The 19,286-nt window shown below is 64.8% G+C and carries 18 protein-coding genes and 1 pseudogene; 11 read left to right on the top strand and 8 right to left on the bottom strand.

Translation table 11 applies throughout. The features are described from left to right. Position 1: 1 nt before the first annotated feature. From hypF to CVM73_RS20690, 8 genes are all read left to right on the top strand, one after another. Positions 2-2,257 carry a carbamoyltransferase HypF gene (gene hypF / locus CVM73_RS20725; protein WP_167406954.1) on the top strand — a complete coding sequence of 752 codons (2,256 nt, stop codon included), beginning with the start codon at positions 2-4 and terminating at the stop codon, positions 2,255-2,257. After that, complete coding sequence (locus tag CVM73_RS20720) at positions 2,257-2,493, top strand: HypC/HybG/HupF family hydrogenase formation chaperone (RefSeq protein ID WP_100233724.1); 237 nt, start codon at positions 2,257-2,259, stop codon at positions 2,491-2,493. Before hypF ends, CVM73_RS20720 begins: the two co-directional genes overlap by 1 nt. Further along, a complete protein-coding gene (gene hypD, locus CVM73_RS20715; protein ID WP_100233723.1) occupies positions 2,490-3,632 on the top strand; it encodes a hydrogenase formation protein HypD in 1,143 nt (380 codons plus the stop codon). Before CVM73_RS20720 ends, hypD begins: the two co-directional genes overlap by 4 nt. Continuing rightward, positions 3,629-4,669, top strand: a complete 1,041-nt coding sequence (gene hypE / locus CVM73_RS20710; RefSeq protein ID WP_100233722.1) for a hydrogenase expression/formation protein HypE — start codon at positions 3,629-3,631, stop codon at positions 4,667-4,669. The genes hypD and hypE overlap by 4 nt, the downstream gene beginning before the upstream one ends. A 5-nt stretch (positions 4,670-4,674) precedes the next feature. After that, positions 4,675-6,378, top strand: a complete 1,704-nt coding sequence (locus tag CVM73_RS20705) for a hydrogenase maturation protein (RefSeq protein ID WP_347338466.1) — start codon at positions 4,675-4,677, stop codon at positions 6,376-6,378. Beyond that, a complete protein-coding gene (locus CVM73_RS20700) occupies positions 6,375-7,829 on the top strand; it encodes a sigma-54-dependent transcriptional regulator (protein ID WP_100233721.1) in 1,455 nt (484 codons plus the stop codon). The genes CVM73_RS20705 and CVM73_RS20700 overlap by 4 nt, the downstream gene beginning before the upstream one ends. Further along, a complete protein-coding gene (locus CVM73_RS20695) occupies positions 7,804-9,171 on the top strand; it encodes a sensor histidine kinase (protein ID WP_100233720.1) in 1,368 nt (455 codons plus the stop codon). The genes CVM73_RS20700 and CVM73_RS20695 overlap by 26 nt, the downstream gene beginning before the upstream one ends. A 275-nt stretch (positions 9,172-9,446) precedes the next feature. Further along, entirely contained in the window at positions 9,447-11,264 is a 1,818-nt protein-coding gene (locus CVM73_RS20690) for a UvrD-helicase domain-containing protein (RefSeq protein WP_100233719.1), read from the top strand. A 24-nt stretch (positions 11,265-11,288) separates the two neighbouring features. On the opposite strand, the gene CVM73_RS20685 is transcribed toward CVM73_RS20690, so the two are convergent. From CVM73_RS20685 to CVM73_RS20670, 4 genes and pseudogenes are all read right to left on the bottom strand, one after another. Next, entirely contained in the window at positions 11,289-12,314 is a 1,026-nt protein-coding gene (locus tag CVM73_RS20685) for an alpha/beta hydrolase (protein ID WP_100233718.1), read from the bottom strand. Positions 12,315-12,445: 131 nt separating this feature from the next. Continuing rightward, positions 12,446-12,877 carry a hypothetical protein gene (locus CVM73_RS20680; protein WP_100233717.1) on the bottom strand — a complete coding sequence of 144 codons (432 nt, stop codon included), beginning with the start codon at positions 12,875-12,877 and terminating at the stop codon, positions 12,446-12,448. 37 nt (positions 12,878-12,914) lie between these two features. Further along, positions 12,915-13,211, bottom strand: a complete 297-nt coding sequence (locus CVM73_RS20675) for a HigA family addiction module antitoxin (RefSeq protein WP_100233716.1) — start codon at positions 13,209-13,211, stop codon at positions 12,915-12,917. 39 nt (positions 13,212-13,250) lie between these two features. Next, positions 13,251-13,536 (bottom strand): annotated as a pseudogene (locus CVM73_RS20670) (type II toxin-antitoxin system RelE/ParE family toxin). Between the two features lie 824 nt (positions 13,537-14,360). Here CVM73_RS20670 and CVM73_RS20660 point away from each other — a divergent pair. Both CVM73_RS20660 and CVM73_RS20655 read left to right on the top strand, forming a co-directional pair. Continuing rightward, complete coding sequence (locus CVM73_RS20660; protein ID WP_167406953.1) at positions 14,361-15,851, top strand: amidohydrolase family protein; 1,491 nt, start codon at positions 14,361-14,363, stop codon at positions 15,849-15,851. 3 nt (positions 15,852-15,854) lie between these two features. Beyond that, positions 15,855-16,784, top strand: coding sequence for a CobW family GTP-binding protein (locus tag CVM73_RS20655; RefSeq protein WP_100233714.1), 930 nt, complete (start codon positions 15,855-15,857; stop codon positions 16,782-16,784). A 15-nt stretch (positions 16,785-16,799) separates the two neighbouring features. Here CVM73_RS20655 and CVM73_RS20650 read toward each other — a convergent pair whose 3' ends face one another. Genes CVM73_RS20650 through CVM73_RS20640 form a run of 3 tightly spaced genes read right to left on the bottom strand, consistent with a single transcriptional unit; the run spans position 16,800 to position 18,048 of the window. After that, complete coding sequence (locus tag CVM73_RS20650) at positions 16,800-17,195, bottom strand: GFA family protein (RefSeq protein ID WP_100233713.1); 396 nt, start codon at positions 17,193-17,195, stop codon at positions 16,800-16,802. 1 nt (position 17,196) lies between these two features. After that, the gene (locus CVM73_RS20645) at positions 17,197-17,610 is read right to left on the bottom strand and encodes a hypothetical protein (RefSeq protein ID WP_245452383.1); all 414 of its coding nucleotides are present in this window, start codon (positions 17,608-17,610) and stop codon (positions 17,197-17,199) included. A gap of 60 nt (positions 17,611-17,670) precedes the next feature. Next, positions 17,671-18,048, bottom strand: coding sequence for a tautomerase family protein (locus CVM73_RS20640; protein ID WP_100233712.1), 378 nt, complete (start codon positions 18,046-18,048; stop codon positions 17,671-17,673). Positions 18,049-18,209: 161 nt separating this feature from the next. On the opposite strand from CVM73_RS20640, the gene CVM73_RS20635 reads away from it, so the two are divergent. Further along, on the top strand, positions 18,210-18,809 hold the full coding sequence (locus CVM73_RS20635) for a TetR/AcrR family transcriptional regulator (RefSeq protein ID WP_100233711.1): 600 nt from the start codon (positions 18,210-18,212) through the stop codon (positions 18,807-18,809). A 3-nt stretch (positions 18,810-18,812) separates the two neighbouring features. On the opposite strand, the gene CVM73_RS20630 is transcribed toward CVM73_RS20635, so the two are convergent. Further along, positions 18,813-19,286 (bottom strand): hypothetical protein, encoded by a 474-nt coding sequence (locus CVM73_RS20630; RefSeq protein ID WP_100233710.1) that lies wholly within the window; start codon positions 19,284-19,286, stop codon positions 18,813-18,815.

The following is a 19,286-nucleotide window of genomic DNA, read 5'->3' as shown; positions in this document are numbered from 1 at the left end:
GATGGGCGGCAAGGCCACAGCTTTGGACGGACGGCGGCTGCGCCTGCATGTGCGCGGCGCGGTGCAGGGTGTCGGCTTTCGCCCCTATGTCTACGGCCTTGCCACGCGCTATCGCCTCGGCGGCTTCGTCGCCAACGATCCCCACGGCGTCATCATCGAGGTCGAGGGCGAGCGCGCCTCCGACTTCGTCGCGGCGCTGCCGCGCGAAAAGCCGCCGCTCGCCCGGATCGACGAGATTTCTGTGCAGCCGGTCGGCGCGGTCGAAACCGCTGAGTTCTGCATCCGCGCCAGCGAGCAGGGCAGGGTGTCGACGCGCATCGTCGCCGATGCGGCGACCTGCAAGGAATGCCTGAACGAGCTGTTCGATCGGACCAGCCGCTTTTTTCGCTACCCCTTCGTCAACTGCACCCATTGCGGCCCGCGCTACACCATCGCCGAGCGGCTGCCCTACGATCGGCCGACCACGGCCATGAAGCGCTTTGCGATGTGCAAAGCCTGTGTGGACGATTACGCCGATCCCAGGAGCCGGCGTTTCCACGCCGAGGCGGTTGCCTGCCCGCAATGCGGCCCGAAGCTCAGCCACGAGATCGAGGATATTGCGGCTGCGATTGCCGGACGCAAGATCGTCGCGATCAAGGGGCTCGGCGGCTTTCAGCTTCTCTGCGACGCGCGTGACGATGCGGTCGTGCGGCGCCTGCGGCAGCGCAAGCAGCGCGACCAAAAGCCCTTTGCCGTCATGGTTGGTTCGGTAGAGGCGGTCGCTGAGATCGCCGAGGCCGATGCCGGCGAGCTTGCCTTGCTCGAAACGTTGCCGCGGCCGATCGTGCTGATGAATTCGCGCCAGCTGCTCGCGCCCGCGATCGCGCCGGGACTTTCGCGGATCGGCGTCGTGCTACCGGTTGCCCCGCTCCATCACCTGATCCTCGATGCGTTGAATGCAGCGCATAAGCGAGGCGGCGAGAGCTGGGCGATCGTCGCCACCAGCGCCAATCCCGGCGGCGAGCCGCTCCTGATCGATAACAGCGAGGCAGAGCGGCGTCTTGCTGGCATCGCCGACCTCGTCGTCACCCATGATCGCGACATCGTCACCCGTGCCGACGACTCCGTGGCGGCGGTCGTCGCAGGCCAGACGCAGTTCATTCGCCGCGCCCGCGGCTACGTGCCCGAGCCCGTCCGCCTCGCGCGCGCCGTGCCGCCGTTCCTCAGCGTCGGCGGCGCGCTGAAATCGACCGTCACGATCACACGTGGCAACGAAGCGTTCGTTTCCCAGCACATCGGCGATCTCGACAGCGCGGAAGGCATCCGCTTCTTCGAGGAGACGGTGCATCACCTGCTTTCGACGCTCGACGTCGAGCCGGTCGTCATCGCCCATGATTTGCATCCGAACATGGCCTCGACGCGCTTTGCCGAGGCGAGCGGGACGCGGCTGATCGCGGTCCAGCACCATCATGCCCATGCGGCCTCGGTGATGGCGGAACATGGCGTCGCGGGACCGGCGCTCGCGCTGGTGCTCGACGGCTTTGGTCATGGCAGCGACGGTGGTAATTGGGGCGGCGAACTGCTCTCATGCGAGGGCGCGCACTTCCAGCGGCTCGGGCATCTCGCGCCGATGAAGATGCCGGGCGGCGATCGTGCCGCGCGCGAGCCCTGGCGCATGGCTGCCGGCGTGCTGCATGCCCTCCAGCGCGGCGAGACGATTGCGACGCGCTTTGCCGCACAGCCGCAGGCCGCGCGTCTCTCCGTTTTGCTCGAGCAGTCAGGCGTGCCGGTGACGACCAGCGCCGGCCGGCTGTTCGATGCGGCGGCGGGGCTGCTCGGACTCTGCCCGGTGCAGAGTTATGAGGGTGAAGCCGCGATGAAGCTGGAAGCGCTGGTACGCGCGCCGTGTATCGCGCAAGACGGCTGGACGATCGAAAACGGCATGCTGTCGCTCGACCCGTTGCTGGAGCGCATTGCGACCGGGAGGATAGATCCAGTCGTCGGCGCCGAGCTGTTCCACGGCACATTTGCGGCCGCCTGCATCGACTGGATCGGTCGCGCGGCGCGCGAGACCGGCATCACGACCGTCACTCTCAGCGGCGGCTGCTTCCTCAATGCGATCCTTGCGCGCGACATTGAACGCGGCTGCGTTGCCGCAAAACTCTCGCCGTTGCTGCCGCGCCAGGTGCCGCCTAATGACGGCGGCCTCAGCCTGGGTCAAGCCTGGATCGCCGCGCAAAAACTCCTCGGACAGCAAGGCCTGGAAGGAGCCGCCTGATGTGTCTCGCGATACCCGCTGAGGTCACAAGACTTCTGCCCGATGCGATGGCCGTCGTCACCATCGACGGCGTCAGCAAGGAGATTTCGGTCGCATTGATCGAAGACCTCGCCGTCGGCGACTATGTGATCATCCATGTCGGCTATGCCCTCACCAAGATCGATCCGGAGGAGGCGCGGCGGACGCTCGAATTGCTGCGCGAGCTGAGCATCGAGGGACAGGGGGCCGCGCCATGAAATATGCCGACGAGTTTCGTGACAAGGAGATCGCGCTCGGGCTCGCCAAGGCGATCCGCGCGGAGACCCATCCCGAAAAACCCTATCGCTTCATGGAATTCTGCGGCGGCCATACACATGCGATCTCGCGCTACGGCCTGGAAGACATGCTGCCGAAGAACGTGCGCATGATCCACGGTCCCGGCTGCCCGGTCTGCGTGCTGCCGGCCGGGCGCATCGACATGGCGATCCGGCTCGCGGAGCGGCCGGACATCATTCTGTGCGTCTATGGCGATCTGATGCGCGTTCCGGGCTCGCAGGGCGCCTCGCTCCTGAAGGCGAAGGCGCGCGGCGCCGACATCCGCATGGTCTATTCCACGATCGATGCTGTCAGGATCGCCGAAGAGAATCCCGAGCGCGAGGTCGTGTTCTTCGCCATCGGCTTCGAGACCACGACGCCGCCGACCGCGGTCATGATCCGCCTGGCCGAGAAGAAGCAGCTCGGAAACTTCAGCGTGTTCTGCAACCACGTGCTGACGCCGCCGGCGATGCAGAACATCCTGGAGAGCCCCGACATCCGCAACATCGGCCGTGTCGAGATCGATGGTTTTGTCGGACCCGCCCACGTCTCGACCATCATCGGCACGGCGCCTTACGAATTCTTCGCGGAAGAATTCGGCAAGCCGGTGGTGATCTCGGGCTTCGAGCCGCTCGACATGATGCAGGCGATCTTGATGCTGGTGCGGCAGGTCAACGAACACAGGCACGAGGTCGAAAACCAGTACCGCCGCGCCGTGACCCGCGACGGCAATCTGCGTGCCAAGGAGGAGGTCTCCGACATCTTTGAGCTGCGCGACCAGTTCGAATGGCGAGGGCTCGGGCAGGTGCCCTACAGCGGGCTGAAGCTGAAGCGTGCTTACGCGAAGTACGACGCAGAAATTCGCTTCGACATGAACGAGCTGCTCGTCGACGACAATCCCGCCTGCGAATGCGGCGCGATTTTGCGCGGGGTGAAGAAGCCGGTCGACTGCAAGCTGTTCGGCACCGTCTGCACGCCGGAGACGCCGATGGGCTCCTGCATGGTCTCCTCCGAAGGCGCCTGCGCTGCACACTGGACCTATGGCCGTTTCCGCGACTATCAGCAGAGGCGGGCGTCATGAAGGCCTATCAGCGCAAGCTCGATATCAAGAACGGCTGCGTCGACCTGTCTCACGGCTCAGGCGGCCGCGCCATGGCGCAGTTGATCTCGGGCCTGTTCCATGAAGCCTTCGGCAATGAATGGCTGGCGCGCGGCAACGACCAGTCGGCGTTCGAGGTCGGCGCCGGGCGCATGGTGATGACGACCGACGGCTATGTGGTCTCGCCGCTGTTTTTCCCCGGCGGGAATATCGGCTCGCTCGCGGTGCACGGCACCGTCAACGACATCGCCATGGCCGGAGCCAAACCGCTCTATCTCTCGGCGAGCTTCATCATCGAGGAAGGCTTTCGGTTCGCCGACCTCAAGATGATCGCTGAATCCATGGGGCAGGCGGCGCGCGACGCCGGCGTCTACATCATCACCGGTGACACCAAAGTGGTCGAACGCGGCAAGGCCGACGGGTTGTTCATCTCGACCGCCGGCGTCGGTGTCGTGCCTGACGGGCTCGATCTCTCGGCCGAGAACGCGCGCGTCGGCGATCGCGTCCTGATCTCCGGCACGCTCGGCGATCACGGCGTTGCCATCATGTCCAGGCGGCAGAATCTCGCCTTCGAGACCGAGGTCATCTCGGACTCGGCGTCGCTGAACGATCTCGTCGCGAGGATGGTGGAGGCCGGCGGCCGCGGCATTCGCCTGATGCGCGATCCCACGCGCGGCGGCCTCGCCGCCACGCTGAACGAGATCGCTCAGCAGTCCGACCTCGGTTTCCGTCTCCAGGAGGAGGCGATCCCGGTGAAGCCGGGCGTGGCGGCGGCCTGCGAGCTGCTCGGGCTCGATCCGCTCCACGTCGCCAATGAGGGCAAGCTGGTCGCGATCGTGGCGCCGGAGGTTGCCAACACCGTGCTGGCCGCGATGCGGGCACATCCGCTCGGCCGCGACGCTGCCGACATCGGCGAGGCCGTTGCCGACGATCATCATTTCGTACAGATGGCGACGAGCTTTGGCGGCGGTCGAATCGTCGACTGGCTGTCGGGCGAGCAACTGCCCAGGATCTGCTGAGGACGATGATGCGCATCCTGCTGCTATCGCATTCCTTCAACAGCCTGACGCAGCGGCTCCATGTCGAGCTCAGGGAGCGGGGCCATGAGGTCTCGGTCGAGCTCGATATCCACGCCGATGTCACGCGCGAGAGCTTGGCGCTGCATCGGCCCGATCTGGTGATTGCGCCGTTCCTGAAGCGGGCGATCCCTGACGACGTTTGGCGGAGCGTGCGGTGCCTGATCGTGCATCCCGGCCCGCCCGGCGACCGCGGGCCGGCCGCGCTCGACTGGGCCATTCTCGAAGGCGCCAGCGAGTGGGGCGTCACGGTGCTCCAGGCGGACGGTGAGTTCGATGCCGGCCCGGTCTGGGCTTTCCGCACCTTCCCGATGCGGCGCGCCGCAAAATCCAGCATCTACCGCAGCGAGGTGACGTCGTGCGCCGTCGCGGCGGTGCTTGAAGCCGTTGACGCCATCGAATCCGGACGAGCGACGCCGCAGCCGATGCGTGCGGGCGATCCGCGCATTCGCGTGCGCGGGCCCTGTCGCCAAGCGGACCGGACGATCGACTGGCAGCACGACACGACCGAAACCGTCCTGCGCAAGATCAACAGTGCCGACGGCATGCCCGGCCTCGTCGACAGCCTGTTCTTCGAGGATGTCAGGTTGCTCGACGCGCACGAGGCGCACGAGATTTTTGGCGTGCCCGGCACCATCGTCGCGCAGTGCGACGGTGCACTTGCGCGTGCCACCGTCGACGGCGCGGTCTGGATCGGCCACGTCAAACGCCTCGCGCCGAAGAGCCTGAAACTGCCGGCAGCAAAAGTCTTCGCCACGGAAGCCGCGCAGCTGCCGCACCGGCCCGGCTGCGGCTACGCGCCGATCCAATATCGCGAGCATGGCGAGATCGGCGAGCTGCAATTCTCCTTCTACAACGGCGCGATGAGCTCCGGCGACTGCGAAGCCTTGCTCGAGGCCTATCGCGCTGCGCTGGCGCGCCCGACCAGGGTGCTGCTGCTGACCGGCGGCCGCGACTATTGGTCGAACGGCATTCATCTTGCCGAGATCGAGGCGGCCGACAGCGCTGCGGACGAGTCCTGGCGCAACATCAATGCGATCGACGATCTTGCCCGCGCGATCATCGAGACCACCGATCGTCTCGTCGTCTCGGTTATCAGAGGCAATGCGGGGGCGGGCGGCGTGTTCCTGAGTCTTGCCGCCGACGAAGTCTGGGCGAGCGACCAGATCGTCCTCAATCCGCATTACAAGGATATGGGCAATCTCTACGGCTCGGAATACTGGACCTATCTGCTGCCGCGCCGTGCGGGAGCCGCGAACGCGACCCGGATCACGCAGTGCCGGCTGCCGATGGGGGTGGCGGAGGCGCAGCGTCTCGGCATCGTCGACCGCGTGCTGTCGGGCGCGGAGCTCGCGGACGCTGATCTCGTGGCACGCGGTGCCGCCATGGCGGCGGACAATGGTTTTGCCGCACGCCTTGCCGACAAGCAGCGACGTCGCGCGGCCGACGAGGCCGAAAAGCCGTTGCAGGCCTATCGCGACGAGGAGCTGCGGCGGATGCGGCTCAATTTCTACGGATTCGATCCGAGCTACCACGTCGCCCGCTACAACTTCATTCACAAGGTGCCGAAATCGCGCACGCCGCTGACCATCGCCAATCACCGGTCGCGGCGGACGCCTGTCCAGTCCACCCGCATGACGGTGCGATCATGAGCGTGCAGGGAACCATTCTGGTCGTCGACGACGAAGTCCGCTCGCAGGAGGCGCTGCGGCGCGTCCTCCACGACGATTTCGAGGTGCTCTGCGCCGGTAGCGCGGCGGACGCGGAAAAGCTCCTGGAGGGCGAGATCGTCCACGCCATTCTCTGCGACCAGCGCATGCCGCATGAGTCCGGCGTCAGCTTCCTCAAGCGCGTCCGGGAGCTCTGGCCCGATCCGGTGCGGATGATCATCTCCGGCTATTCGGACTCCGAGGACATCATCGCCGGTCTCAACGAGGCGGGCATCTATCAATACATCACAAAGCCCTGGCAGCCCGATCGTCTGATCGACATCGTCAAGGAGGCGGTCCAGCTCTACCGGCTGCAGAAGGAGACGGAGACCGCCGGCGTCGACGTCAAGGCGACGCCCGAGCACATCAAGAAGGTCGTCTCGGTCAAGCGCGGCGCCGCCAAGCAACTCTACGATTTCAACCGCATCGTGCATTCCCCTGACAGTCCGATGCATGGCGTCATCGAGCTCGGCCGGCGCGCCGCCGAATACGACATCTCCGTGCTGATCACCGGCGAGTCCGGAACGGGCAAGGAGCTCTTGGCGCGCGCGATCCATTACGGCTCGGCGCGGGCCAGCAAGGCCTTTGTGGTCGAGAATTGCGGCGCGCTGCCCGACGAGCTCCTCGAAAGCGAATTGTTCGGCTGCAAGAAGGGCGCCTTCACCGGCGCCTATCAGGATCGCATCGGCCTGTTCGAGGTCGCCGACGGCGGCACCATCTTCCTCGACGAGATCGGCGAGACGTCGCCGGCGTTCCAGGTCAAACTGTTGCGGGTGCTGCAAGAGAGCGAGATCCGCCCGCTCGGCGCGCAGCGGGTGCGCAAGGTCGACGTCCGGGTGGTGGCCGCCACCAACAGGGATCTCGAGGCCGAGGTCGAGGCGGGCCGCTTCCGGCGCGATCTCTACTATCGTCTGGCGGCGTTTCCCGTCCACATGCCGGCGCTGCGCGAGCGCCCGATGGACATTCCCCTGATCGCCGAAGGGGTGCTATCGTCGGTCAAGACGTCCTTCAACCGGCCGAGCCTGCGCTTTGCGGCTTCCGCTCTGGAGGCGTTCGCCAAGTACCACTGGCCCGGCAATGTGCGCGAGCTGCAGAACGAGATCCAGCGCATGGCGGTTCTGGCGGACGCCGACGAATTGCGCACTCCCCCGCTGCTCGGCCGGCGCAACGGAAGGCAGCCGGCCATGACGGTCCAGGGCAAGCTGAACGGCTCGGCGACCCTCAAGGACAAGGTGGAGGATCTCGAGAAGTCGGTTATCATCAGCTATCTGGAGCGGTACGAAGGCAATATCAGCCGGGTCGCGAGCGAGCTTGGGCTGTCGCGCGTCGGCCTCAGGAACAAGCTGTCCAGGTATGATTTGAGAAAAAATGCCAAAGGCGACGCATTTTCCTGAAGCCGGCGAAACCGAATCGCTGCTCAAGTTGATCACCAATCGCGGCGCGATCGAGTTCGATCACGAGCGCGAGGGCGCCTGGATCGAAGTCATCCGGAAGATGGACGAGGTTTATTCCGACCTCCTTCGTTACGAGGTTGACCTCGAGCACAAGAATGCGGAGCTTGAGGAAGCCCAGGCCTTCGTCACCAACGTCATCGAATCCGTCTCCGACATCCTCATCGTCTGCGACGCGAAAGGACTGGTGCAGCAGGTCAATTCCGCGTTCCAGCATACGCTCGGCCGCGGTGTGGCCGACATCGTCGGCAAGAACATCGCCGACGTCATCGACGATGCTGACAATACCAGGCTGGTGCCGCTCCTGAAGCCACGGAGCGCCTCCGACGTGGTGGACGGCGAGCTGCGGTTTTCCAGTGAAGGCGGCAGCTCCGATCTGTTCGCCATCAACAGCTCGCCCCGCCACGATCATCGCGGCCGTTTCATCGGTGTGGTGCTGACGGGACGGCCGATCGGCGAGCTTCGCCGCGCTTACGAGGCTTTGCACAAGGCCCATCATGAGTTGCAGCGCGCCCAGCGCCAATTGGTCGAGCAGGAGAAGATGGCAAGCCTCGGCCGGCTCGTCGCCGGCGTCGCGCACGAGCTGAACAACCCGATCAGCTTCGTCTACGGCAACATCCACACCCTCATGCGCTATCGCACGGCGATCGTCGCCTATCTCGACGCGGTCCACGGCAAGGGCAAGGCGGGTGACCTCGCGGTGCAAAGGAAGAGTCTGCGCATCGACGAGATTCTCGAGGATTTCGGCCCGTTGATCGAAGGCACCATGGAGGGCGCGGTCCGCATCAGCGAGATCGTGAAGAATTTGCGCCGGCTGTCCTTCAGCAAGCTCGGCGAGGTCGAGCGCGTCAACATCGAGCGGCTGATCAACACCGCGGTGCTGTGGGCCGTGCGCACCAAGCAAGTCCGCATCGATTTGCAGATAGAGGTCGAGCCGGAGCTCTGGATCTCCGGCAATGAAGGGCAATTGCACCAGGTGATCGTCAACCTGGTGGAGAATGCGATCGACGCGATGCGTGGCACCGAATTGCCTCGGCTGGTCGTCTCGGCGGTGCGCAAGGGCAGCGAAATCCTGTTCAGGATTTCGGACAACGGGCCGGGAATCGACAAGGATCACATCAGCCACATCTTCGAGCCGTTCTTCACCACGAAGCGCGTTGGCGAGGGGACAGGCCTGGGCCTGTGGATCAGCTACGGCATCGTGCGCGAGCACGGAGGCGAACTCTCGGCAACCAACGGGGCAGATGGGGGAGCGACGTTCTCCTTTACCCTCCCGGTGGCCTAGAACGTTCAAGGAGGTGCAGCTCGGCTGGAACGAGCAAGCTCGCGCCGGCTCTGTTCCCAGGACGCGGACGCTGTGTTAAGGGCGTCGGAACGGAAGAAATCATATAGAGATCTCAATTACATAAGGGTTTTCGGTTATATTCTGAATGGCGCGCCAGACAAATCCTAAACCATTGAAAACCTGCACACTCTAGGCAACCATGTGAGCCTGGAGAGACCGCCCTGCTATGCACGTAGCCTCACAAGGTGGTCCGCAATGGCACTCGCGGTCGTAACATGGCAGTTCTGATCCCCAGCCTGGGCTTCGCGCGCTTCGACAGCCGTGGGGAGCTGCGGCTGGCGGAACGACTCAAGGACTTCCTCGAAGACAACGCTGTCGTTTGGCACAACCTCCCTGTTGGCCCTCTCAACCGGCATCCGGATTTCATCATCGTTCATCCCGCGAACGGCCTGCTCGTGCTCGAGGTGAAGGACTGGCGCCTGGAGACGATCGTTTCGGCGGACAAGACCAAGGTCGAGCTGCTGACAACTCGCGGTGTCGTACGGGAGAGCAATCCGCTCGAGCAGGCCCGCAAGTATACGTTCGAGGTCGTGCGCACGCTGGAGCGCGACGGGCAATTGTTGTTTCCGCCCGGTCATCGCTTCGCGGGCCGGCCCTTCGTTCCGTTCGGTTTCGGGGCCGTCTTCACCAACATCACGCGCAAGCAGTTCGACCAGACCAATCTCAAGGAGGTGCTGGCCGAGCATCTCTGTCTGTTCAAGGATGAAATGACGGAGGGCGCCGATCCCGAGGAATTCCGGACCGGATTGTGGCGCATGGTTCATCCGCGTCTCGGAGAGCCGCTGTCCATGCCGCAGTTCGACCGCCTGAGGGCGCTGCTCTTTCCGGAAATCCGCATACGACAGATTGCCCTGCCTCTGGACGAGCCGCCCCGGGCCGATCCTTCGGACCGGACGCTTGCGGTCATGGACCTGCATCAGGAGCAGTTCGCGCGCAGTCTGGGCGAGGGGCATCGAATCATTCGCGGCGTCGCCGGATCGGGCAAGACCCTGATCCTGGCCTTTCGCGCCGAGTATCTGGCACGTGCGGCGGCAAAGCCGGTGCTCATCCTGTGTTACGCCAACGGCATCGCCGGGCGGCTCGAGGATGCCATGCAGAGCAGGGGCGTGGAGGACCGCGTTCAGGTTCTCACCTTTCATTCCTGGTGTTACCGGATGCTGCGGACTTACGGAATTCCCGCCCCATCCGAGCGAGATTATCCAGACTACGCAGAGCGCCTGGCTGCGAGCGTTTCAGAGGTCGTGAAGGCGGTCGATCAAGGCCATATCCCGGCGGAGCAATACGACGCCGTCCTGATCGACGAGGCACACGACTTCGAGCCGCAATGGCTCGCGCTTGCGGCCAAGATGGTGAACCCGCGCACGAAGGCGCTGATGGTCGTCTACGACGATATCCAGGCCATCTATAAGGGGCGCGAGCGCCCGGTGTGGAGTCAACTCGGCATTGAAGCCAAGGGCAGAACGACCGTGTTGAAGGTCAACTATCGCAACACCGCCCAAATCGTTGCCTTCGCGAGACGCTTCGCCGCAGACGTCATTGGCGCTCCCGGCATCACGGCCGACGATGAGCACGCCATCCTGTTGCCCGAAGATGCGGGTCGGCAGGGACTGGAGCCGGCCGTGCGCCGGTGCGTGAGCATCGACGCAGAAGCTCACTGCGTCGCCGAGTGGTTTCTCGACCGGAAAAAAGCCGGATACGACTGGTCGCAGATGGCGTGTCTCTACCCCGAGCACTGGATCGGCGGGCGGGTCGCGCAGATCCTCGCCAGGCATGACGTGCCGGTCGACATCGCCAAAGACAATCGCAACAGAGTTTCGATCAAGCGGGTGGCCGTGCGGTTCTTGAGCATGCACAGTGCGAAAGGGCTGGAGTTTCCCTGCGTCGCCATTGCCGGCTTGGGCTCGCTCGGCCGCCACGGCGAGACGGTCGAGGAATGTGTCCGGCTGACCTATGTCGGGGTGACCCGGGCCACTCACGAGGCGCTCCTGACCTACTCGAGCGAGTCGGCATTGGTGCAGCGTTTGATCGCGTAGCATGACGCGGCGCAAGCCGCTTTCTTACGCCGTCGTGCCGTCGATCGCGCGGCGGATCGCCCGCTGCACGTCCGCATTCGACAGAAACAGGTCGTGGTTGATGATGCCCCAGCCCTCCTGGGAGGCATCGACCACGCGCACGCCGAGCTGTGCGATGACAGCCTTCTCGGCGGCGCCGACCCTGGTCATCCCGCCTGCGATCTGCCCCGACAGCGCGAGCGCGCGGTCGTTCGTCGCAGCGATCACGGTGATCTTGCCGGCCAGCGGGCCGATGCGCTGGACCGCCGAGGAAAACACGTCCATGTCAATGTCGGGCGCGGCAAACACCACCGCGCCGATCTTGCTCGTCACCGTGTCGCCGTAGCGCGCATAGAGCTGACGCAGGCTTTCGAGCGTCAGCATGGTTCCCATGCTGTGCGCAACGATGTGCACGCGGCCGCCGCCCGGTGCCGACACGAGCGCAGAGAGCACGCGCTCGAAATTGTCGCGAGACCACATCGCGCTGTCACGGTCATAGGCATAGTCGAACAGTCCGGCCTTGGAGGGCCAGGAGAACACCATGGTCCGGCCGCGGAACTTGATCCCATCGGAGAGATGGGCGGCATCCAGCACCGCCGTCTCGAATGTCTGCTTGAAGCCGTGCACATAGATCAGCACGTCTCCTCCGCCGGCCTGCGCAGCGAGATCGCCAGCATCGGCCGCCACCGGTTCGACCCGGTCAAGACGCCAATCGCCCAGTCCGACCGAGGCGAGAGAAAGACGGCTCTCGTCCGGGGCCACCAGCTTGGCCCGCGCGACCGTCATGCTCGTCGCGCGCTCCGGCCCAAACCAGGGCTTGGTGCGACCGCCGCCCACGGGCTTGCGCGTGGTGGTGACAAGCAATGTGGGGTCAACGGAGAGGGACGAGGCGTCGTAGCGCGCTCCGGTCGCACCCAAGCCGGCGCATCCGCCGAGCGCGAGGGCACTCCCTGCCGACACAAATCCGCCCAGGAGCGCACGGCGCGAAACGGAATGACTGGAGTCGCGTTGCAGAAGACGTCGGACGATCACACGGAACCCTTGGGAACTTTGCCCACCGTAAGCCTCCCCGCCCAGCTTCCTGAATGACAATGGGGGCGAGAAGACGGCGGAGGCAGCTTTGCGGTCGGTTCCAGGGTCATGGCGTCCGAACGAGCGCCGCATCAGCCCTTGATTTCGATCGAATTTAGCGCGCACCACTCGCGCAAGGCCTGCTCCGTCGCCTCATTCTCGAAGGCATGCCAGCGCTCGATCGCACCTCGTCGGGCAAGCAGGGCCTTGAACTTCCGATAGCCGCCGCGCTTGCTGAAGAAATACCGGACGTCATCGAAATCATCAGGCAGGAACTCGCGGGAAAAAGCGAGCACCAGCGGCTTGCCCAGGTCGAGCTCACGCTTGTCGGGAAGTGCGAGATATTTCTCCTCGTCGTCGATGTCGTCCGGCAACTCGTCGTTGAACTCAGCTACGTCCATAAAATCGGTTTGGTAGTAGATCTTCCCGGTTTGCCTGCAGACGAAGGCGCAGAATTCCCCCATGTCGCCGTTGGTATTGGCGAACTCGAAGGCTGTGATGATGTCTTCGAACTTTGCGGGCATTGGGTTTGGTCGCTCTATCATCGCGACTGCATCGCTCTCACACCGCCTCGTAGGACATGATCTTCTTGATCTGAGGTGCGAGTACGTCTTCGGCCGTTTCGAGGTCGAAGCGGGTCTGGATATTCATCCAGAACGCAGCGCCGGTCTTGAAGAATTTGCCGAGTCGCAGCGCAGTGTCGGCCGTGACGGGCTTTTCCTCACGCGCGATGCGCTCGATCCGGGTGCGTGGAACGTTCAGGGCGGCCGCGACCGCGTAGGGCGTCAGCTTGAGAGGAACGAGAAATTCTTCCCGCAGGATTTCGCCGGGATGAATCGGCGGAAGTTTCTTTGCCATTTGCGAACTCCTTTTGACCGGTCATGGGGCCGGGTCTGACTAGTGATAGTCCACGATCTCGACGTCTTCGGGGCCCGCATTGGTCCATCTGAACACGATTCGCCATTGATCGTTGATGCGGATCGAGTGCTTGCCCGCCAAAATCTCCTTTGAGAGCTTCAAGGCGGTTGCCGGGAGGTGATTTCAGCGCTTCGAGAAAGTCAGCGGCGTCCACCATGATGAGCTTTCGGCGTGCGACCTTTGCAATGTCCGCCGGAAAACCCTTCGGAATCGTGCGGCCCTGAAGGATCGGATCGGCAAACTTCCCCTTGAAGCTCTGGATCATGACCATACGTATCTTGTCGAGATACGTATTTCAAGGCTTTCGTATCTCGTTGAGATACCAAGGGCGTTGCCGCGCTCCGCCGAGGCTGGAAGGCCGGCCCTCAGGCGAACACCCTGTCAAGTCGCTATCTCGAAAATATTCCACTTTACCGAAATTCGGATTTGTCGTATGTGTCGCCCATCCCAGCCCACCAAAGGGGCGGTCGTACGTCGTTTCGAGCGCGGGCTGGGAGTTGCGGTGGACGCGGGCGGCGTTAAGGCGGAGCTTGCGCGTGCGGGGCGAGATGAACCTCGTGAGCATGGTGCGGGCCGCGGAGACGAACGGCGCCCATGTCCGGCGAAGCCTCTTGGCGAAGCCGGATGGCCTGCGTACGGCGAAACCGTGTGGTCCTGGCCGTCGTTGCTACGGTCAAGCCTTGGCGAAGGCGTCACTCGCGTCAACCGGCGCGGTGCCGTGCATTTCGCTGGGGTGACGGAGGCCAGAAGGAATTCGGCTCCGGGGAGAGCGCGGCATAGGCCGTCAAACCATCGCGCAGGGAAGGCCGGGTTTCGGCTGCCCTGTGTCTCCCCTGTGCATTGCGTGTGCATTCGTTCAGCGCGGGGGTCTTATGGGTGCCAGCTGGCGCCCGGTCTTCCTTGCGCCCTTTCTTTGGAAGGGGGGCGAAGCGGAGCATAGCTCGGGCAAATTCTGCCGCGAGGATGCGAGCGCGTGTCTGCGATCCCCCAAATGGCCTTCCGCTGAAGCATGATGCGTCGGCTTCCCTGGAGGTGGTCGTTGCTCCCGGAATCTGCCTTGATGCGATCTCAACTTGGTGGGGTGAAGATATGAGCGGTTTGGTGATCAGCGGCGGCCGGGTGGTGGATCCCGCGAGCGGGATGGACGCCGTTGGTGATGTGGCGGTGGTGGATGGCAAGATCGCCGCTGTCGGCACGGGCCTCGGCGGCGCCGAGCGGGTGATCGACGCCACAGGCCTCGTGGTGGCGCCCGGCTTCATCGACCTGCACGCGCATGGCCAATCGATCCCGGCCGACCGCATGCAGGCCTTCGACGGCGTCACGACGACGCTCGATCTCGAGGCCGGCGTGCTGCCGGTCGCATCCTGGTATGAGCGCCAGGCGCGGAAAGGCCGCGTGCTGAACTACGGCGCCGCCACCAACTGGGCCTTTGCCCGCATTGGCGCGATGACGGGCTCCAATGCCGAGAGCTCGCTCGAGGCGTTCGGCAACGCCATGCGCGACCGCCGCTGGATGGACAATGTCGCAACCGATGCGGAGGTATCAGGCATCCTCGAGCGTGTCGCCCGCGGCCTCGACGAAGGCGGCATCGGCATCGGCATCCTCAACGCCTACGCGCCGGGCGCCGGCGTGCAGGAGCTGACCGCCGTCTGCCAGCTCGCGGCGGCAAAGGACGTGCCGACCTTCACCCACGTCGCCTTCATGTCGCGGATCGACCCCGAAAGCGCGGCGGAAGCCTATATCCGCCTGATCGGCTATGCCGGCGCCACCGGCGCGCACATGCACATCTGCCATTTCAATTCGTCGAGCAAGACCGACGTCGAGCGCTGCCGCGTGCTGATCGAGAAGGCGCAGGCGCAGGGCCTGCCGATCACAGTCGAGGCTTACCCTTACGGCACCGGCTCGACCGTGCTCGCCGCCGCCTTCTTCAGCGATCCCGAGTTCGTCGAGCGCAACGGCACCGGCTATGATTCCGTGCAGCGCGTGACCGACGGCTACCGCTTCCACGACCGCGAGGAGCTGCTCAGGGCTCAGGCCGAAGAGCCGTCCTCGCTGGTGCTCTGGCATATCCTCGACACCGAGAACAATGCGCATCACCGCGATCTGCTCGACATGTCGGTGCTGTATCCCGGCGGCGCGATTGCCTCCGACGCGATGCCGTGGACGACGTCGGACGGCAAGACCTACACAGGCGATGCCTGGCCGCTGCCCGATGATGCCACCTCGCATCCGCGCTCGGCCGGCTGCTTCACGAAATTCATCCGCGAATGGGTGCGCGAGCGCAAGGCCGTGTCGCTGCTGGAAGGCGTGCGCAAATGCGCGCTGATCCCGGCGGAGATCCTCTCGCAGAGCACGCCCGCAATGCGGGCCAAGGGCAGGCTTGCGAAGGACGCGGATGCCGATATCGTCGTGTTCGATTACGAGAAGCTCAGCGACCGCGCGACCTTTACCGCGATGAATCGCCCATCGGAAGGCGTGCGGCACCTTGTCGTCAGCGGCCAGCCGCTGATCAGCGACGGCATTCTCGATGTGACGGCGCGGCCGGGAAGACCCGTGCGGCGCCCTGTCGTGGAGAGCTGAGCCATGCCGGTCCCGGTTCTCCTGGTGACGGGTTTCCTCGGGGCGGGCAAGACCACGGTCGTGAACCATCTGCTGGCGCATGCGGAGGGGCGGCGGATCGCTGCCGTGGTCAACGATTTCGGCGCCATCAACATCGATGCGGAGCTGATCGCGGGTGCGAGCGACGGCGTGGTCAGCCTTGCCAATGGCTGCATCTGCTGCTCGCTCGAAGGCGATCTGCTGCGCACGCTCTCGACGCTGCTGCGGCGTGATCCCAAGCCGGAGTACATCGTCATCGAGACCAGCGGCGTCGCCGATCCCGCCGACATCGTCCGCAATTTGATGGACCCCGTGATCCTGCGCGAGGCGCCGCTGGAGACCGTGCTCTGCGTGATGGATGCAACAGTGCCGCCCGCCGCCCTCGACGACGCGCTTCAGCGGTCGCAGTTGCGCGTCGCCGATATCGTCGCACTCAGCAAGCTGGATCTGGCTGACGAGGGCGCAGGCGTCCGGATGCGCGCGGCCATCCGCGCGCTGCGCGTTCCTGCGGTGGTGGTCGAGGCGAACCACGGCGAGATTCCGTCTGCGTTGCTGTTTCCCGCGACCGCCGACCGCGCGCCCGCCTTGCGTGAGCCGGGGCCGAAACGGCCATCAGAGGAGCGCTTCGAGACGCTGAGCTGGAGCTCGGATAAGCCGGTCTCGCTGCCCCGCTTGCAGCAGGCCATCAACCGACTGGCGCCGAAGCTCGCGCGCGCCAAAGGTCTGTTCGAGAGCATCGAGCAGCCCGGCCGCATGATGGTGTTTCAGTTCGCCGCCGGCCGCGCGACGCTAGTGCCGGGTGACACCCCGGCGCCGGGCGTGCCGCGATCACGCATCGTCTTCATCGCCGAACTCGGCGTTCTCTCGAAGGCGGAGCTCGACGGCATCATGGAGGCGTGCATTGCAGCGGCGTGAAGCCCGCGTGGCGTCTCAATCCTCCACGGGCAGTCCATCCCCATGGACATACCATTCCGCGCGCGATGTCCACTGCACGTGCCGGTCGGGTGTCGCATCCAGCTTCTCGTCGAATGCGCCGGCATGGATGATCGCTTCGCGTCCGCTGCGTGTGAGGTGCGGCATCGGGCTGCCGCAGATCTTGCAGAACGCGGTGGCAAAGCTTCGCGCATTGGGCAGATCGAAGCGTACGACGGACGTCTCTCCACGCAGCCATCGCAATGCTTGCGCCTTCACGATGACCTCGCAGGAATGCGCCGTCCCGGTCGCCTTGCGGCAGCGCGAGCAATGGCAGTTGAGGAAACGGTCGAATGGTCCCTCGGCCTCGAAGGCGATCTCGCCGCACAGGCAGCTGCCGCGGAATGCGGCCATGTCACTCCCCCTCCGGCTCGGCCGGGCTTTCGGCCGTCTCGTCCGCATGGATCGGGGGAGCACCGTGCGCGCCGCGCAGTCGAATCATCGTATCGATCACGTCGACGTCGATCTTCAGCATGTCGAGGTCGCGCGTCATCTCGCGCACCTCCTGGCCCTTGCGCGCCAGCTCCTCCGACACGTCGACCGCCATCCTGCGCTCGGTTACGCCGCCGGACGTGTTGACGAACAGCTTGGCGCGCATCCATTCCAGGCGCGCCCGCAGGGTGTCGCGCTCGAACTTCTTCTCGGTATAGCGGCGCCGTGCTTCCGCATAGGCGCCGACCAGCGCGGTCTCCGGCAGGCTCCACAATTGCTCGACCGACATCGTCATGCCGTTCAGGTCCCGGGTTCGGCTCGGCGGAAGCTTCCGCATCGGCCTATCAGACCCTTCCGGCTGGCAATTCTCAAGAGGGGACCGGCAGGTCCGGCAAACTCACGCGAATTGCGCGACGCCGTTCCCGACCGACCAGTTCTCCCTGGGCGCATCGAGCACGTTGACGAACACATCCTCGGGCCTGAGGCCCGGGTTTTGGCCGAGCAGCTCCGCGATCCGCCGGTACAGCGCCTTCTTCTGCTCAGGGGTGCGCGAGGCGAACACGGTGATCTGGATCAACACGGCATCCTCGCTCCGGTCGACGCCGTAGGCGTTGCCGCAGCGGAAGTTCGCGGGTGCAAGCTCGCTGATGGTCATGAACTCGTCGCCTTCAGGCACGTTCAGCGCCTCCCGCATGGCGCGGTAGAGGCCATCGAGAATCGCCTGGCGGTAGGCTTCCGGCTTTCCGGCGCGCATCGAGATATGAAGGAGAGGCATGAGCTGATCCCTTGGCATGGGGGCGCGATTAGCCGAGGCGTCACCCGCGCCGGCCGTTCGGCCCATTGACGAAACGGGCTATCAATCCCAAATGTTTTTGACGTAGCGTCAAGAAAACACATTCTTGACGTCGTGTCAAATACCCTTGGAGGGAGCAGAAATTGAGGCCGCGCGAGTTCGACCATGACGACGTCCTGCGCGTCGCGTTCGACCAGTTCTGGCGCAAGGGCGTGCGCGGCACCTCGCTGTCGGACATCGCGCGCGATGCCGGCGTCCAGCGCGGCAGCCTCTACAACGCCTTCGGCAGCAAGGAGGCGCTGTTCCTGCAAGCCTATGAGCGCTATGCGGCCGACTATCTCCTCGTCCTGCAAAAGGCGCTCGGTGCGGGCTCCTTGCGAAAACGCTTGAGCGCGTTCTTCGACCTGACCATCACCAATTTCCGTTCCGGCTCACCGCCCCGTGGCTGTCCGACCACGCGCGGGTTGATGGAGCTCGGCCCCGCGGAAGGCGACGGGTTGGACGAAGAAGCACGCCAGGCGTTCGCGAGCCTCATCTCGCGCATCACCGCGCTGGTTCAGGACACGTTGTCGGCAGGCGCGGAGCGCGGCGAGTTCAGCGGTAGCCCTGCGGCCGCAGCGCTGCACATCATCCCGGTGACACGCGGCCTCGCCGTGCTCGAACGGGCCTTCGGCGACGAGGCCCAGCTGCGCAAGATCGCAAGCCACACGATCGATCTCGTGCTCGGCAAGGGGACCCGATAGTTCTCAGCAGAACGCAAGCGCGTTGACGGCCCGCGTTGCCGCATCCTCCTGGTCGGAGCCGACGAACTGGCAAACGATGGACCCGAGCTCATCCGGCTGCTTGCGGCGTGCGACCGCCAGCAGGCGCATCAATTCGGCCTCGTCCTTGGAAAGGCGCCTGCAGGACGGCGGCATGAAGCACAGCTCGCAAGGCCGGCCGCAGCGCAGGATCCTGACAAGGGCCGCGGCCCGCGCCACCAGCAGCGGACTGTCGGCGATGCCGGGCGCCTCGTCGGCAAAGCGATAGGCCGCTTCCCAACAATCGGAGGCGCCGGTCGCATAGGCCGCTCCGATGAAGCGGAACAGCGACAGCGCGACGCGGCAGAAATCATCGTAGCTCTCGACGCTTCGTGGCGCCGCAAGCGCGGCCTGGCGCGGACAGAGCTGCGACTGGCCGGCGTCCGTGACTGCCACAGAATCGCATGCATCCTGCATCAT

The sequence above is a fragment of the Bradyrhizobium forestalis genome (assembly GCF_002795245.1).
GTDB lineage: Bacteria > Pseudomonadota > Alphaproteobacteria > Rhizobiales > Xanthobacteraceae > Bradyrhizobium > Bradyrhizobium forestalis.
This window is presented reverse-complemented; position numbering and strand designations above follow the sequence as displayed.

Excerpts from the sequence above, each read along its gene's own strand:
- hypF (WP_167406954.1), top strand. The coding sequence starts at position 2 with ATGGGCGGCAAGGCCACAGCTTTGGACGGACGGCGGCTGCGCCTGCAT.
- CVM73_RS20720 (WP_100233724.1), top strand. The coding sequence starts at position 2,257 with ATGTGTCTCGCGATACCCGCTGAGGTCACAAGACTTCTGCCCGATGCG.
- hypD (WP_100233723.1), top strand. The coding sequence starts at position 2,490 with ATGAAATATGCCGACGAGTTTCGTGACAAGGAGATCGCGCTCGGGCTC.
- hypE (WP_100233722.1), top strand. The coding sequence starts at position 3,629 with ATGAAGGCCTATCAGCGCAAGCTCGATATCAAGAACGGCTGCGTCGAC.
- CVM73_RS20705 (WP_347338466.1), top strand. The coding sequence starts at position 4,675 with ATGATGCGCATCCTGCTGCTATCGCATTCCTTCAACAGCCTGACGCAG.
- CVM73_RS20700 (WP_100233721.1), top strand. The coding sequence starts at position 6,375 with ATGAGCGTGCAGGGAACCATTCTGGTCGTCGACGACGAAGTCCGCTCG.
- CVM73_RS20695 (WP_100233720.1), top strand. The coding sequence starts at position 7,804 with ATGCCAAAGGCGACGCATTTTCCTGAAGCCGGCGAAACCGAATCGCTG.
- CVM73_RS20690 (WP_100233719.1), top strand. The coding sequence starts at position 9,447 with ATGGCAGTTCTGATCCCCAGCCTGGGCTTCGCGCGCTTCGACAGCCGT.
- CVM73_RS20680 (WP_100233717.1), bottom strand. The coding sequence starts at position 12,877 with ATGCCCGCAAAGTTCGAAGACATCATCACAGCCTTCGAGTTCGCCAAT.
- CVM73_RS20675 (WP_100233716.1), bottom strand. The coding sequence starts at position 13,211 with ATGGCAAAGAAACTTCCGCCGATTCATCCCGGCGAAATCCTGCGGGAA.
- CVM73_RS20660 (WP_167406953.1), top strand. The coding sequence starts at position 14,361 with ATGAGCGGTTTGGTGATCAGCGGCGGCCGGGTGGTGGATCCCGCGAGC.
- CVM73_RS20655 (WP_100233714.1), top strand. The coding sequence starts at position 15,855 with ATGCCGGTCCCGGTTCTCCTGGTGACGGGTTTCCTCGGGGCGGGCAAG.
- CVM73_RS20650 (WP_100233713.1), bottom strand. The coding sequence starts at position 17,195 with ATGGCCGCATTCCGCGGCAGCTGCCTGTGCGGCGAGATCGCCTTCGAG.
- CVM73_RS20645 (WP_245452383.1), bottom strand. The coding sequence starts at position 17,610 with ATGCGGAAGCTTCCGCCGAGCCGAACCCGGGACCTGAACGGCATGACG.
- CVM73_RS20640 (WP_100233712.1), bottom strand. The coding sequence starts at position 18,048 with ATGCCTCTCCTTCATATCTCGATGCGCGCCGGAAAGCCGGAAGCCTAC.
- CVM73_RS20630 (WP_100233710.1), bottom strand. The coding sequence starts at position 19,286 with ATGATGCAGGATGCATGCGATTCTGTGGCAGTCACGGACGCCGGCCAG.